13 protein-coding genes are annotated in these 13,448 nt (G+C 43.3%); 7 read left to right on the plus strand and 6 right to left on the minus strand.

Features of this window, described 5'->3' with window-relative positions:
* Nucleotides 1-138: 138 nt before the first annotated feature.
* The 3 genes from infA to aat all read right to left on the minus strand — a co-directional run bounded on the left by infA (nt 139) and on the right by aat (nt 1,847).
* Nucleotides 139-357 carry a translation initiation factor IF-1 gene (gene infA, locus AB6E85_RS14325; protein WP_001040192.1) on the minus strand — a complete coding sequence of 73 codons (219 nt, stop codon included), beginning with the start codon at nt 355-357 and terminating at the stop codon, nt 139-141.
* Between the two features lie 81 nt (nt 358-438).
* Nucleotides 439-1,137 carry an arginyltransferase gene (locus tag AB6E85_RS14330; RefSeq protein ID WP_048664675.1) on the minus strand — a complete coding sequence of 233 codons (699 nt, stop codon included), beginning with the start codon at nt 1,135-1,137 and terminating at the stop codon, nt 439-441.
* On the minus strand, nt 1,137-1,847 hold the full coding sequence (gene aat, locus AB6E85_RS14335) for a leucyl/phenylalanyl-tRNA--protein transferase (protein WP_372143094.1): 711 nt from the start codon (nt 1,845-1,847) through the stop codon (nt 1,137-1,139). Before aat ends, AB6E85_RS14330 begins: the two co-directional genes overlap by 1 nt.
* Nucleotides 1,848-1,900: 53 nt before the next feature.
* Here aat and AB6E85_RS14340 point away from each other — a divergent pair, with 53 nt between their 5' ends.
* Together AB6E85_RS14340 and aroA are read left to right on the plus strand one after the other, a co-directional pair.
* Complete coding sequence (locus tag AB6E85_RS14340) at nt 1,901-2,356, plus strand: glycine zipper 2TM domain-containing protein (protein WP_372143095.1); 456 nt, start codon at nt 1,901-1,903, stop codon at nt 2,354-2,356.
* Between the two features lie 162 nt (nt 2,357-2,518).
* Complete coding sequence (aroA, locus tag AB6E85_RS14345) at nt 2,519-3,799, plus strand: 3-phosphoshikimate 1-carboxyvinyltransferase (protein ID WP_048616256.1); 1,281 nt, start codon at nt 2,519-2,521, stop codon at nt 3,797-3,799.
* A gap of 62 nt (nt 3,800-3,861) precedes the next feature.
* Here the strand turns inward: aroA and AB6E85_RS14350 are convergent, their stop codons facing one another.
* The gene (locus AB6E85_RS14350) at nt 3,862-4,107 is read right to left on the minus strand and encodes a YciN family protein (RefSeq protein WP_017062104.1); all 246 of its coding nucleotides are present in this window, start codon (nt 4,105-4,107) and stop codon (nt 3,862-3,864) included.
* Between the two features lie 439 nt (nt 4,108-4,546).
* Between AB6E85_RS14350 and topA the strand changes: the two genes are divergently transcribed.
* From topA to AB6E85_RS14370, 4 genes are all read left to right on the plus strand, one after another.
* A complete protein-coding gene (topA, locus tag AB6E85_RS14355) occupies nt 4,547-7,177 on the plus strand; it encodes a type I DNA topoisomerase (protein ID WP_017062103.1) in 2,631 nt (876 codons plus the stop codon).
* A 524-nt stretch (nt 7,178-7,701) separates the two neighbouring features.
* Nucleotides 7,702-8,931 (plus strand): glucose-1-phosphate adenylyltransferase, encoded by a 1,230-nt coding sequence (glgC, locus tag AB6E85_RS14360; RefSeq protein WP_080582251.1) that lies wholly within the window; start codon nt 7,702-7,704, stop codon nt 8,929-8,931.
* Nucleotides 8,921-10,375, plus strand: a complete 1,455-nt coding sequence (gene glgA / locus AB6E85_RS14365; protein WP_372143096.1) for a glycogen synthase GlgA — start codon at nt 8,921-8,923, stop codon at nt 10,373-10,375. Before glgC ends, glgA begins: the two co-directional genes overlap by 11 nt.
* Before the next feature lie 285 nt (nt 10,376-10,660).
* The gene (locus AB6E85_RS14370; protein ID WP_017062100.1) at nt 10,661-11,458 is read left to right on the plus strand and encodes an alpha/beta fold hydrolase; all 798 of its coding nucleotides are present in this window, start codon (nt 10,661-10,663) and stop codon (nt 11,456-11,458) included.
* Nucleotides 11,459-11,589: 131 nt separating this feature from the next.
* On the opposite strand, the gene AB6E85_RS14375 is transcribed toward AB6E85_RS14370, so the two are convergent.
* Both AB6E85_RS14375 and AB6E85_RS14380 read right to left on the minus strand, forming a co-directional pair.
* Nucleotides 11,590-11,907 carry a DUF2007 domain-containing protein gene (locus tag AB6E85_RS14375; RefSeq protein ID WP_017062099.1) on the minus strand — a complete coding sequence of 106 codons (318 nt, stop codon included), beginning with the start codon at nt 11,905-11,907 and terminating at the stop codon, nt 11,590-11,592.
* 64 nt (nt 11,908-11,971) lie between these two features.
* On the minus strand, nt 11,972-12,652 hold the full coding sequence (locus AB6E85_RS14380; protein WP_086775876.1) for a TVP38/TMEM64 family protein: 681 nt from the start codon (nt 12,650-12,652) through the stop codon (nt 11,972-11,974).
* Nucleotides 12,653-13,031: 379 nt separating this feature from the next.
* On the opposite strand from AB6E85_RS14380, the gene AB6E85_RS14385 reads away from it, so the two are divergent.
* Nucleotides 13,032-13,391: a DUF3316 domain-containing protein gene (locus tag AB6E85_RS14385; protein ID WP_050621832.1), complete on the plus strand. Its 360-nt coding sequence runs from the start codon at nt 13,032-13,034 to the stop codon at nt 13,389-13,391.
* Nucleotides 13,392-13,448: the final 57 nt, after the last annotated feature.

A 13,448-nucleotide genomic window follows, 5' to 3' on the forward strand; every position in this document is an offset into this window, starting at 1 on the left:
CGAGATGCGAGATGCGAGATGCGAGATGCGAGATGCGAGATGCGAGATGCGAGATTGATGTACTTGTGTAGTAAAACGTTCAGGCAATAAAAAACGGAGCCTTAAGCTCCGCTTCTTATTGTATTCGCTAATTAAAAATTAACGAGCACGGAAGACGATGCGGCCTTTAGAAAGGTCGTATGGAGTCATCTCAACAGTTACTTTATCACCAGTAAGAATACGGATGTAGTTCTTACGCATTTTACCAGAGATGTGTGCTGTCACTACGTGACCGTTTTCAAGCTCAACACGGAACATTGTGTTTGGTAGAGTATCAAGGACAGTGCCTTGCATCTCGATTACGTCTTCTTTAGCCATCTAATCCTCTTTCGAAATTTGGCGGTTTTCAACGGCTTGATTGTGCCGTTAAAATCAAAATATGTAAAGTTGTCGCGTATTCTACCCTTGCCACCGCTGATTTACTAGCCTTTGATGACGTTGAAATCGTACTTTATAGTTCATCGCAGGGCATTCATCGATTTGATAACCCAAATATAACCATTGTTTTTGTTCTTTCTGGGCATGTTGGATCTGAAATAGAACGCCAAGTGTTCCCATCGAAATGTCTATATCAGGATCGAAGAAGGTATAAAACGCGCTCGTACAGTGAGCCATGATGTCGGTTACGGCGATACCAACCAACTTGTTCTCATCATAGATGTGCATGAACTTTGTAGTAAGCCACTCATTTTTAGAGAATTGTAGAAATTCTTCTTTTTTGGGTGGGTACATGGTTCCCGAACGGTGACGAGCGGTGATATAGCGACTGTATAAGTCAAACCAGTTGTCATCCATCTCATCTTTCAGTTCCCAACGTAGTGATTTTCCTTTGTTAAGGATCCGTCGTTGGCTTTTGGAAAGCTTTACCTCAGGAATTGAAAGACGAATTGCTTGGCATGCTGAGCAATTATCACAATGTGGCTTATAAATGGTTGAACCACTGCGGCGAAAACCGTTCGCAAGCAGAACTTCATAGTTATCTGAGGTGTGCATGTGTTCATCAAGCGTGACCGCTACTCTTTCTTCGAGGTGAGGTAAGTAGCTGCAAGCGTGATTGTCTGTTAATCCAATTCTGATTTGTTGTAAATCTGGATTCATTAAGGCATTTCCTTTAGCCATTGGGTTTGAAAGCATGCATCGTCAACGGAAAATTCTTTGAGTAATTGCAGAGAGCCTAGGAATTCATCCCTATCAACCTCGATAGCGCCTAAGGATTCCAAGTGAGGGTTCATGACTTGGCAATCAATCAGTTGTCCGCCGAATTGTGTAAAGTGTTCACAAAAATACCACAGCGCGATTTTAGAGGCATTGGTCTTCAGGCTGAACATCGATTCACCGCAAAAGACTTGGCCTCTTTGTAAGCCGTAAAGTCCGCCGATCAGTTCATCATCTTGCCAAACCTCAACCGAGTGGCAGAAACCTAATGAAGCGAGTTTGCGGTAGGCTGACTGCATGTCGCTGTTTAGCCAAGTTTCTTCTTCGGGTCTTAGTGAAGAGCAATAACCAATTACTCTGTCCGTCGCTTGGTTGATGCTGACTCGGTAATTGTGCTTTCTTTGAAACTTTTTAAGACTTTTTGACGGTTCGAATGTCTTAGGATTAAATACCGCTCGCGGTGCAGGGCTCCACCAAAGTATAGGCTCACCTGGGCCATACCATGGAAATATACCTTGGCTATAAGCGTTTAAAATTCGCGTTGGTGATAAATCACCACCGAAGGCGAGCAGACCGTTGGGTTCATCAAGCGCGTCGAAAGGCGAAGGAAACTCTATACTAGTAGTATCAAGTTCGGTTAGGTATATAGTCATAAGTACCGCATTACAGATTAATCACTGACCAAGAGGTCTTTAGGAGTTTTACCATGAAGAAGTTGCTTTGGATTTTACTTGTTTTGCCCATGTTGGCAAATGCAGCTTACAACAGAAACCAAGCTCGACCAGTAAATGAGGTGGTTTATGGTGAGATTGATACGGTCAGATACATCACTCAGCAAGAGATCGTTGAGTCGAAAGCGAATGGTTGGGAAACCTTGTTAGGTGCGGCGATTGGCGGCTTGATTGGTAACCAGTTTGGCGGCGGCACCGGTAAAGAAGTGGCGGCAGCTGTCGGCGCAGTAGCGGGCGCGGGTATTGCTCGTAACCGAGGTAATACACAATATAAAGTAGAGTACAAACTGGTCGAGTTATTGGTCAAAACCAAAGACGACAAGCTGGTCAACATTATCCAAGATGTCGATAACTCGATGCTGTTCAACCGAGGCGATGATGTACGAATTCTCTATTTTTCAGATGGTGTTCGAGTTGATCTTGTGTACTAGTATGTAAATACGATTGATTGGCTAATTAATCATCGGTTTGAGCGGGATTAGCTCTGGAGTTCGTTGGAAAAGTTCGTTAGTCTGCAAGTACGAAGAATTATTCATCACCCGAAAATAAATACGCACCAGTGACTTCGGGTGGTACAAGGACTATAAGATTTAATGGAAAGCCTTACGTTACAACCAATTCAAAAAGTGAACGGGGAAGTTAACCTACCTGGTTCAAAAAGCGTTTCCAACCGTGCACTTCTTTTGGCTGCACTTTCTACGGGAACCACTCGCCTAACAAACTTGCTAGACAGTGATGATATTCGTCATATGTTGAATGCATTGACTCAGTTAGGTGTTGATTACCAGTTGTCTGCAGACAAAACCGTTTGTGAAGTGACAGGTGTTGGTGGTGCATTTTCAAGTGACAAAGCCCTCGAGCTTTTCTTAGGTAACGCGGGTACGGCGATGCGTCCGTTGGCGGCTGCACTATGTTTAGGTCGCGGTGAATACGTTCTTACTGGTGAGCCGCGCATGAAAGAGCGCCCAATTGGTCACTTAGTAACGGCACTGCGAGAAGCCGGTGCCGACGTTGAATACTTAGAGAACGAAAACTATCCACCATTGAAGATCACAGGTACCGGTCTGAAGAGTGGTACGGTTTCTATCGACGGTTCAATCTCTAGCCAATTCTTGACGGCATTTTTGATGGCTGCGCCCTTAGCTGAAGGTGAAGTGACCATTAAAATTGACGGTGAATTGGTTTCTAAACCTTACATCGATATTACGCTGCACATCATGAAGCAATTTGGTGTGGACGTGATCAATAATGATTACCAAGAGTTTGTGATTCCTGCGGGTCAATCTTACTCGGCACCGGGTGATTTCTTGGTTGAAGGTGATGCATCATCTGCGTCATATTTCCTTGCAGCCGCTGCTATCAAAGGTGGTGAGATTAAGGTCACTGGTATTGGTAAAAACAGTATCCAAGGTGATATTCAATTCGCTGATGCGCTTGAGAAAATGGGTGCGGAAATCGAATGGGGTGACGACTACGTTATCTCTCGTTGTGGCGAGCTGAAAGGCATTGATATGGACTATAACCATATCCCAGATGCGGCGATGACTATCGCGACAACCGCATTGTTTGCGAAAGGCACAACGGCAATCCGTAATGTCTACAACTGGCGTGTGAAAGAGACAGACCGCTTGGCTGCAATGGCAACAGAGCTACGTAAAGTCGGCGCTGAAGTGGAGGAGGGTGAAGATTACATCATTGTTAACCCTGTGGCTGAACTGACTCATGCGGCGATTGATACTTACGATGATCACCGTATGGCGATGTGTTTCTCGCTGGTTGCTTTGAGCGATACGCCTGTGACGATTAATGATCCAGGTTGTACGTCAAAGACATTCCCTGATTATTTCGACAAGCTGAAAATGCTAAGCCTATAAAAATGATTAGTATGTAACGGTTCAGGTACAAAAAAAGCTTGCCTAAATGGCAAGCTTTTTAATTATTGCTGAATTGTAAATTCTTTCGAAAGGTGGTGCGCTAAGTATTTAAACATGTTAAATACCGCGGTTGTATTCTCTGTCGGCATTCCATTGCTGTCTAAGAAGTATTCACCTTTGAAGACGAGTACATCGTCTTTTTCTACTACGCTGTTTGCGCGCATGCCTTCAATGTAGTCATCATGTGATTGGATAATTTGGTTTGCGATAAGCAGTAAATCAAATTCTGCTATTACTTTCTTTGTCATGAGTTTATCTCTGATAACTGAACATAACGTTGAGTTTATGGTGTCGAACTAGAAATTCAATGATTTCACAACCGATTAAGAGAGTCTTTTCAAACATCCACAATTTATTTTGTGATTTACGGCAAAAATAATTGAATGGGGCTCGCGTTAGATTCGCGGACAAGCTTAGTATGAGCCCGTTTAGACGTAATGCCTGATGAATAGGCTCTTGCAAGTATTCTTAGTGAGTACTTTATAGCTTCTTTATATTGTGACCCTTTTATCTATGAGTCGTCGAATTGTCGAGCGATCAGATCCAATTTTGAAAAAAGCGGTTGATCTTCTAGTAATCTCGCACAATAGTAAAAAAAGAAGCAATGAATTTAGAATATCATGCGTAAAAGCCCACAAGCTAAATTGTTGGTGCTGAAGCATCGTGATTAAGGACGTTAGAGTCAATATGGGTAAATCGCTCGTTATAGTGGAGTCGCCAGCCAAGGCTAAAACTATCAATAAATATCTTGGCAAAGACTTTGTCGTTAAGTCGAGTGTAGGTCACGTACGTGATTTACCAACGGCGGGTCAAAGTACTGGTCAAAAGGCTGCTGCAGTTTCAACCAAGGGTATGAGCCCAGAAGACAAAGCTCGTATCAAGAAAGAAAAAGATCGCAAAGCTCTTATTAAAAAGATGGGTATCAACCCGTATAAAGAGTGGGAAGCGAACTACCAAATCCTACCTGGTAAAGAAAAAGTCGTCGCTGAATTGCAAAAACTGGCTGAGAACGCAGACCATGTTTATCTCGCAACCGATTTGGACCGCGAAGGAGAAGCTATCGCATGGCACCTTCGTGAGATTATCGGCGGCGATGAAACGCGATACAAGCGAGTGGTTTTTAACGAAATCACCAAGAATGCTATTCAACAAGCTTTCGAAACTCCAGGTGAGCTAAATATTGATGGCGTAAACGCGCAACAAGCACGACGTTTTATGGACCGTGTTGTTGGCTTTATGGTGTCACCTCTGCTTTGGAAAAAAGTAGCACGAGGCCTGTCCGCTGGCCGTGTTCAATCAGTAGCGGTAAAACTACTGGTAGAGCGTGAGCGCGAGATCAACGCCTTTATCCCTGAAGAGTTCTGGGATGTGCATGCTGATACTAAAACTGCAGAGAAAACCGACTTTAGACTGCAAGTTGCGCAGAAAGACGGTGTTGCGTTTAAACCTGAAAACGAAGCGCAAACACAAGCTGCTGTTAGCGTTTTAGAAAAAGCGCAATACGAAGTATGTAAACGTGAAGACCGCCCAACAAAGAGTAAGCCGTCTGCACCTTACATCACGTCGACGCTGCAACAAGCGGCGAGTACGCGTCTTGGTTATGGCGTAAAGAAAACCATGATGCTGGCTCAACGCCTGTATGAAGCGGGTTACATCACTTATATGCGTACTGACTCAACCAACTTGAGCTCAGAAGCTGTAGAAGCCGCTCGTGAATACATTGGTTCTGAGTACGGCGCGCAATACCTTCCACCTAAAGCACTTGTATACGGCAGCAAAGAGGGCGCTCAAGAGGCCCACGAAGCGATTCGTCCTTCAAGTGTAGATGTTAAGTCGGAAGACCTAAACGGCGTAGACGCAGACGCACACAAGCTTTACTCGCTAATTTGGAATCAATTCGTTGCGTGTCAAATGACGCCAGCTCAATACGATTCAACGACAGTAAGCGTTAAAGCAGATGAGTACACGTTGAAAGCGAAAGGTCGTATCCTTAAATTTGATGGTTGGACTCGTGTTCAGCGTCCAATGGGTAAGAACGAAGATACGATCCTTCCAGCAGTTCAGATCGGCGATAAGCTTGATCTGATCGCGTTAGACCCTAAGCAGCACTTCACTAAGCCACCGGCTCGTTTCACTGAAGCAGCGCTAGTTAAAGAGCTTGAGAAGCGTGGTATTGGTCGTCCTTCAACATACGCATCAATCATCTCGACGATTCAAGATCGTGGTTATGTAAAAGTTGAACAGCGTCGTTTCTATGCTGAGAAGATGGGTGAAATTGTTACTGACCGTCTAGACGGCAGCTTCAATGACCTAATGAACTACGACTTCACTGCTCGTATGGAGCAGAAGTTGGACCAAATCGCAGAAGGCGAAGCAAGCTGGAAAGGCGTGCTAGATAACTTCTTCGAAGACTTTACTGGCGATTTGGAAAAAGCAGATTTAGACGAAGACGCTGGTGGCATGAAGCCAAATCATATCGTGGAAACCGATATTGAGTGTCCGACTTGTAGCCGTAAAATGGGTATTCGTACTGCTTCGACAGGCGTATTCCTTGGTTGTTCTGGTTATGCACTTCCACCAAAAGAGCGTTGTAAGACAACAATCAACCTGGGCGATGAAGAAGGCATTATCAACGTGCTTGAAGAAGACGTTGAAACAGCAGCACTTCGAGCTAAAAAGCGTTGTCCTATTTGTGAAACGGCAATGGATGCTTATCTAATCGATGATAAGCGTAAGATGCACGTATGTGGTAACAACCCGAACTGTGAAGGTTATGTGGTTGAGCACGGCGAATTTAAAGTGAAAGGCTACGATGGTCCACTTGTTGAGTGTGACAAGTGTGGTTCTGACATGGTTCTGAAGAACGGTCGTTTTGGTAAATACATGGACTGTACGAGTGAAGATTGTAAGAACACTCGTAAGATTCTGAAAAATGGTGAAGTTGCGCCACCGAAAGAAGACCCGGTACATTTCCCTGAACTTCCGTGTGAAAATTCAGACGCGTACTTTGTTCTTCGTGATGGTGCTTCTGGTCTATTTATGGCTGCGAGCAACTTCCCTAAATCACGTGAAACACGTGCACCATTAGTGGAAGAGCTGGTTCGTTTTAAAGACCGTATCTCACCTAAGTTTCAATACCTAGCATCAGCGCCAGTTGCTGACCCTGATGGTAAGCCGACAGTGGTTCGTTTTAGTCGTAAGACCAAAGAAAACTACGTTCGTACTGAAGTAGATGGAAAACCGTCCGGTTGGACTGCGTTGTACATCGACGGTAAGTGGGAAGTTACGGATAAGCGTAAAAAGCCTAAAGAGAAGTAACTGAACGTTATTGATGAAAAAGCAGCCTAATGGCTGTTTTTTTTTGATCTCAATATGACTAAATATGCAACTTGTTGATTTGGTATTTCGTCTGCGAGAACTTATTAAATCCACACTGCGAAATAAATAGCGGCAATTAATCACATCTTCTTATGTAACTTTAACCAAAATGTAACTTAATTAAAATATTGTAACTCACAGATCAGCGTTTAGTTGTATACCTGATGTGTGTCGGGTGTTAATGTAATGTTTCGTCTGGACGATGTAGTGTGAGCTGCTTTAAGTCTTAGGAAAGCAATCAGCTTACGTACCACAGAATGGCGTATTAAAAATTGAATTCGGCCGAAAAGTCGATAACGTATATAAAACCAAGTGCAAAGAATAGTGCACACATAACAACGTTTGGCTTAGGATATTGTCACTATATGTGAATGGATATTCGCTAAATACCGAAATAAGTGTTGGTGCTCATCCCCCAGAGGAAGATACCTCTACGAGTACTAACATCGACAAGCTATAGATATATGGAGAATAAAATGGCTGGTGTATTGGGAATGATTCTTGCTGGTGGTGAAGGCTCTCGCTTAAGACCTTTAACTGAATCTCGCAGCAAACCCTCGGTTCCTTTCGGTGGTAGTTACCGCTTAATTGATTTCGCTTTGAACAACTTCGTTAATGCCGATCTAATGAAGATCTACGTATTAACACAATTTAAGTCACAGTCACTGTTCCACCATATGAAAAAAGGTTGGAATATCAGTGGCATAACAGACCGTTTTATTGACCCAATTCCTGCGCAAATGCGTAAAGGAAAGCGTTGGTATGAAGGCACAGCAGATGCTATCTACCAAAACATGGGCTTTATGGAGTTGGAAGAACCTGATCAAGTATGTATTTTTGGTTCAGACCATATCTATAAGATGGACATCAAACAGATGCTTGATTTCCATAAAGAGAAGAAAGCGGCTCTAACAGTATCAGCATTGCGCATGCCGCTTGCTGAAGCATCAGAATTCGGTGTTATTGAGGTTGATGCTGACGGCCGTATGATTGGCTTTGAAGAGAAACCTGCAAATCCGAAGTCGATTCCGGGCGATCCAGAATCAGCGCTCGTTTCAATGGGCAACTACGTGTTCGAAGCGAAAGAGCTTTTTGCTGAACTAACGGAAGATGCTGATAGAGAAGGTTCGACACACGATTTCGGCAAAGACATTATTCCAAACATGTTCCCACGTGGTGACGTGTTTGTTTATGATTTCAGCACCAACCGTATTACTGGTGAGAAAGAAGAAGTTTACTGGCGCGATGTAGGTACGATTGACGCGTACTGGCAAGCCCACATGGACCTTCTTAAGAAAGATGCGCCATTCTCGCTATACAACCGTAAATGGCCTCTACACACTTATTACCCGCCACTACCACCAGCTACGTTTACTGATTCGGCAAATGGTCGAATTCAGATCATTGATAGCCTTGTGTGTAGCGGTAGTTATGTACGTGGTTCGCGTATTGAAAAGAGTGTACTGGGCTTCCGAAGCAATATCGCATCAGCGTGTGATATCAGCGAAAGTATCTTACTCGGTGACGTAAAAGTGGGTGAGGGTTGTATCTTGCGCCGCGTTATCATCGATAAAGATGCAGACATCGCACCGGGCACACAGATTGGTGTGAATCTGACAGAAGACAAAAAGCATTACCACGTATCTGACGATGGTGTTGTAGTGATTTCTAAAGGAGCACGAGTTGGTTACTAAGACTCTCTCGGTACTTTTTGTAGCGTCTGAAGTTGAAGGCTTGATTAAAAGTGGTGGCTTGGCTGATGTAGCCAAGGCACTGCCTAAAGCGTTGCAAACACTCGAACAGGACGTTCGAGTGACTATCCCCGCATATAGAAACATTCCAAACATTGATTCAGCAGAAGTTATTTTATCGACTGAACTCGATCATTGGCCTCATACGGCTTATCAAGTTAAAAAACTGAGCGTAGAAGGCGTTCCAGTTTTTGGTATTGAATGTGCCAAGTATTTCGACCGCCCGGAAATGTACGCAGAAAACAATCAAGCTTATGCTGATAACGGAGAGCGCTTTTCGTTCTTTAGTGCAGCCTGTCTTGATATGCTTCCTAAGCTTGGTTTTCAACCGGATATCATTCATGCAAATGACTGGCATACTGGTTTCGTTCCTTTCTTGCTTAAATCGCGTTATCAACAACACGATTTCTTTGAAAATACGCGCAGTGTTATCTCGATTCACAATGCGGTTTTCAAAGGTGTGTTCGCATACGATCAACTTCAATTCCTGCCAGAGATGCACAGTTACCATGCGCCTGAAGCTTCAGTGAGTGACACTCATGTCACTATGCTAAGAGCTGGCGTGATGTGCGCGGATAAAGTGAACGCAGTAAGTCCTACTTATGCAGAAGAGTTGAAAACGGAATTAGGTAGCCACGGTATGGCTGCAGAATTCCAACACAGATCAGCTGATTTGTTCGGCATTTTGAATGGGTGTGATTACGGGGCTTGGAATCCGGAAACTGATGCTTTCCTACCTCGTAAATACAAAGCGACCAAACACAGCATGGCTCGCGGAAAATCAGCTTGTAAGCAAAAACTGCAACAAGACGTAGGTTTACCCGTTGCCGATTGCGCGGTTTATGGCATGGTTTGTCGCTTGACGAATCAAAAAGGTGTTCATTACTTACTGCCTATCATCGAACAGTTTTTGAAAAATGATCTTCAGATCGTGATTGTCGGTACTGGCGATCCGGTTTTGGCGAGTCAATTGAAAGAGCTATCAGCCCTTCACTCAGATAAGTTCTCGTTCGTGGAAGCGTACAATAATGAACTTGCGCACTTGGTTGAAGCAGGCTCTGATTTCTTCTTGATGCCTTCGGAATTTGAACCGTGTGGCTTAAACCAAATCTACAGCATGGCTTACGGTACTTTGCCGATTGTTCGTTCTGTGGGAGGTTTAAAAGACAGCGTGAATGATTACGATCAGGATCCTGAAGTCGCGACTGGGTTTGCTTTTGAAGAGCCAACACCGCAAGCGTTATTGGCTGTGTTACATCGTTCATTACTGCTTTACGCACAAAACCCATCTGAAGTTAAGCGTGTTCAGCTTTATGCGATGCAGCAAGATTTTAGTTGGGAAGATGCGGCTAAAGAATACCTAGCTATGTACCATTCAGCATTTTAACTTGTTGACTTAGCTTTAAAATTAGCGGGCGAGCAACAACCGCTCGTAATAAATGAAGGCGCTCTAATTGTAGAGTGCTTTTTTGTTTCCTGGTCAGAGCACATCACGTTTACGAAGACAAAGCTTGCAAACTCATTTTAGTCAGGTAGAAAAGGTGAGGTAGGCATTCACATGACTAATGATAGGTTTGACACTATTATCACTTAAAGTTCTTAATAGCGTGATATCCTTAGTCATCGCCTCGTGATGAGGCATAGCTCCATTCCAATAATTAAAGCGATAGGTATGTCTGAGAGTTTACTATTTCATAAAACATTTACTCACCCTACGAGCGATGAGTGGGTTGTATTTGTGCATGGCGCAGGAGGCAGTTCCTCCATCTGGTTCAAGCAGATCAAAGCGTATAAACAGCATTTCAACTTACTTCTCATTGATCTGAGAGGGCACGGTAAATCAGACAATATACTTAAAGGGCTGATTTCGAATCGCTATACGTTTAAATCGGTGACACTTGATATTCTTAAAGTGTTAGACCATCTTAAGATCCGTTCTGCACATTTCGTTGGTATGTCTTTGGGCACGATTATTGTGCGTAACGTTGCCGAGTTAGCGGCTGGCCGTGTACGTTCAATGGTACTGGGTGGCGCTGTCACCAAGCTAAACACTCGCTCTCAAGTGTTAATCAAGTTGGGTAACCTCAGCAAGCACATCATTCCTTACATGTGGTTATACAGCCTTTTTGCTTATGTTGTGATGCCACAAAAAAGCCAAAAAGAGTCTCGTCATCTTTTTATCCGCGAAGCTAAAAAGCTGTGTCAAAAAGAGTTTAAGCGTTGGTTTATCTTAACGGCTGATGTAAACCCATTGATGAAGTATTTCAAAGACAGAGAATTGCCGATCCCAACCCTTTATTTAATGGGAGAACGTGACTACATGTTCATCAAGCCTGTAAAAGAAATGGTCGCAGCGCATGAGTCGAGTGAACTAGTCGAAATTCCGAATTGTGGACACGTGTGTAACGTGGAAAACCCTGAAGAGTTTAATCAGCGTTCGATTGCGTTTATTCAAAAACAAATTCAGTGATTTTCTAGACGCGAAAACAAAGATGATGGTTGAATCGAATTGAAACAAAAACGGGAAGCTAACTTTAGCTTCCCGTTTTTATTTGGAGGAGGTATCTGACCGAATCGCTCTATAAAGTCAATGAAACCTTGTTATTCAGGTGAGGCGGCACCGCACTGCCAGCACGAGCCGAATTGCGCTTCGTTGACTTCATGACACTCACCACAACGCCACTCTTCATAGATGATCGAATCTTGCTGCTTTTGGTAGTCATTGACGAGCATGCGAGCTTTACTGGCCAATTCTGGCTCATATAACCATACGTAAGGGTCAGTCTCTTCTGTGAATGGGATTTCCCCTTTCAATCCGAACAACCCCTCACCACGGACTTCACAGGCAATATTCTCGCTTTCTAACAATCCACAGATGATATGAGCTTCTGTCGGATTCGATGCACTGAAGATTTTCATTGAAATAGAACCTTATTCGGCTATCTGTGTTATTTAGCTATTATAAATTATTCCGTTATATACGTTATTCAGCTACGGGTGTTGAGCGAAACTTACCCATCAACCATTTAGCAACTATTGGGAATATACCCAATAACGCAAATGACAATAGTACTGAAGGGGAGACGATGCCCGAAAGTGAATCAATTTCTGCGAGCTGAGTACCAGCATTCAAGAAAACCGCCGTCCCCGGTAACATCCCGATTTGACTCGTAATGTAGTAACGACTCACTGACATCGGTGTTAGACCCATCAATAGGTTGATAAGGAAGAATGGGAATACAGGAATCAGACGCAGAGAAAACAGGTAAAACGCGCCGTCTTTTTCAACCCCCTTGTTAATCGTCGCCAATTTGTCACCAAATTTGGTTTGAATCCAGTCACGCAACAGGTAACGGCTACTTAAGAAGGCTAAGGTCGCACCGATCGCACTTGCGAAAGATACCAGCAGCAAGCTATTCCAGAAGCCAAATAGCGCGGCCCCTAATAGGGTCACAACCGCGGCACCAGGAATGGAGAAAGCCGTAATCATGACATACGCGACAAAATAGATAGCGGCAGCCGCAATAAAGTTGCTGTCAATGTAGTCATTTAACACAGCTTGTTGGGCCTTAGCATTTTCAAGCGTTAAGTACTGGCCGAAATTGATGCCTAACAACACGATGGTTACGACCAACACAATACCCAATATCATTTTCTTACTCATTGATACTTCCTCTAAATTTTCAATGCATACCGATAGTATAGATAGACAGGCAAAGCATAGATTAACTTTCACCAGTTAATAAAAAACTATTTATTCTAGACGATGGATCGGGGGTAAACAGCTATCCTAATTGCTCAGCCTTATGTTGCCGACAAGTATTGGCTAAATAGAGGTGGAAAAAGATTCGTTGATTAGAAGGTTGTGACTCTCTGCTAGGAACTTGTTTTGTATGCATTATTTTAATAGCGATAATTTGTACCACATAAAAAGTAACAAAAATTTGAAAGAGTTTTGGTCTTGGCTCGTTCTATATACGTAACAATCGTGGCATGAAGATTGTTTTAGATAATTATTCAGGCAGACAACTAAGGAGCTAGCTATGAAATTATTATCAATGATTACGGTTATTGCTACAACGGGTCTATTCTCTTTCCAAGCCATGGGATCGGGCGTCTATCACCGTGCGGCTGTTGAGTCTAAAATATTTAAAGGCGATGTAGTGGCGAGCCAATCACAGGCTTACGAATCTGGAAAAAAAATCTGGATGGATATAAACAGTAAGCGCTCATATGAATTGAGCAAAATCTTACCGCAAGCCTCTGAAAAAGTAGATGTACGCTCGTTTGAAATCAAAAACGGTACCATCAAAGTAAAAGAAATAATGGATTCCTCTGGAGAAATTAACTTCATTCCGATGGTTAAAGTGGATTACAAATACTATTACCGTCCATCTTTTTGATCACAGTGGTCTAGCGATACATAAGACTAGTTTTGTCGACATAAAAAAAGCCGCAGT

Origin of the sequence: Vibrio sp. 10N.247.311.51, from assembly GCF_041467855.1 — a bacterium.
Lineage (GTDB): Bacteria > Pseudomonadota > Gammaproteobacteria > Enterobacterales > Vibrionaceae > Vibrio > Vibrio coralliirubri.

Coding starts and splice junctions, on each gene's coding strand:
- aat (WP_372143094.1), bottom strand. CDS start 1,847: ATGACTATATACCTAACCGAACTTGATACTACTAGTATAGAGTTTCCT.
- AB6E85_RS14330 (WP_048664675.1), bottom strand. CDS start 1,137: ATGAATCCAGATTTACAACAAATCAGAATTGGATTAACAGACAATCAC.
- AB6E85_RS14385 (WP_050621832.1), top strand. CDS start 13,032: ATGAAATTATTATCAATGATTACGGTTATTGCTACAACGGGTCTATTC.
- AB6E85_RS14380 (WP_086775876.1), bottom strand. CDS start 12,652: ATGAGTAAGAAAATGATATTGGGTATTGTGTTGGTCGTAACCATCGTG.
- glgC (WP_080582251.1), top strand. CDS start 7,702: ATGGAGAATAAAATGGCTGGTGTATTGGGAATGATTCTTGCTGGTGGT.
- AB6E85_RS14375 (WP_017062099.1), bottom strand. CDS start 11,907: ATGAAAATCTTCAGTGCATCGAATCCGACAGAAGCTCATATCATCTGT.
- AB6E85_RS14350 (WP_017062104.1), bottom strand. CDS start 4,107: ATGACAAAGAAAGTAATAGCAGAATTTGATTTACTGCTTATCGCAAAC.
- aroA (WP_048616256.1), top strand. CDS start 2,519: ATGGAAAGCCTTACGTTACAACCAATTCAAAAAGTGAACGGGGAAGTT.
- topA (WP_017062103.1), top strand. CDS start 4,547: ATGGGTAAATCGCTCGTTATAGTGGAGTCGCCAGCCAAGGCTAAAACT.
- AB6E85_RS14370 (WP_017062100.1), top strand. CDS start 10,661: ATGTCTGAGAGTTTACTATTTCATAAAACATTTACTCACCCTACGAGC.
- AB6E85_RS14340 (WP_372143095.1), top strand. CDS start 1,901: ATGAAGAAGTTGCTTTGGATTTTACTTGTTTTGCCCATGTTGGCAAAT.
- infA (WP_001040192.1), bottom strand. CDS start 357: ATGGCTAAAGAAGACGTAATCGAGATGCAAGGCACTGTCCTTGATACT.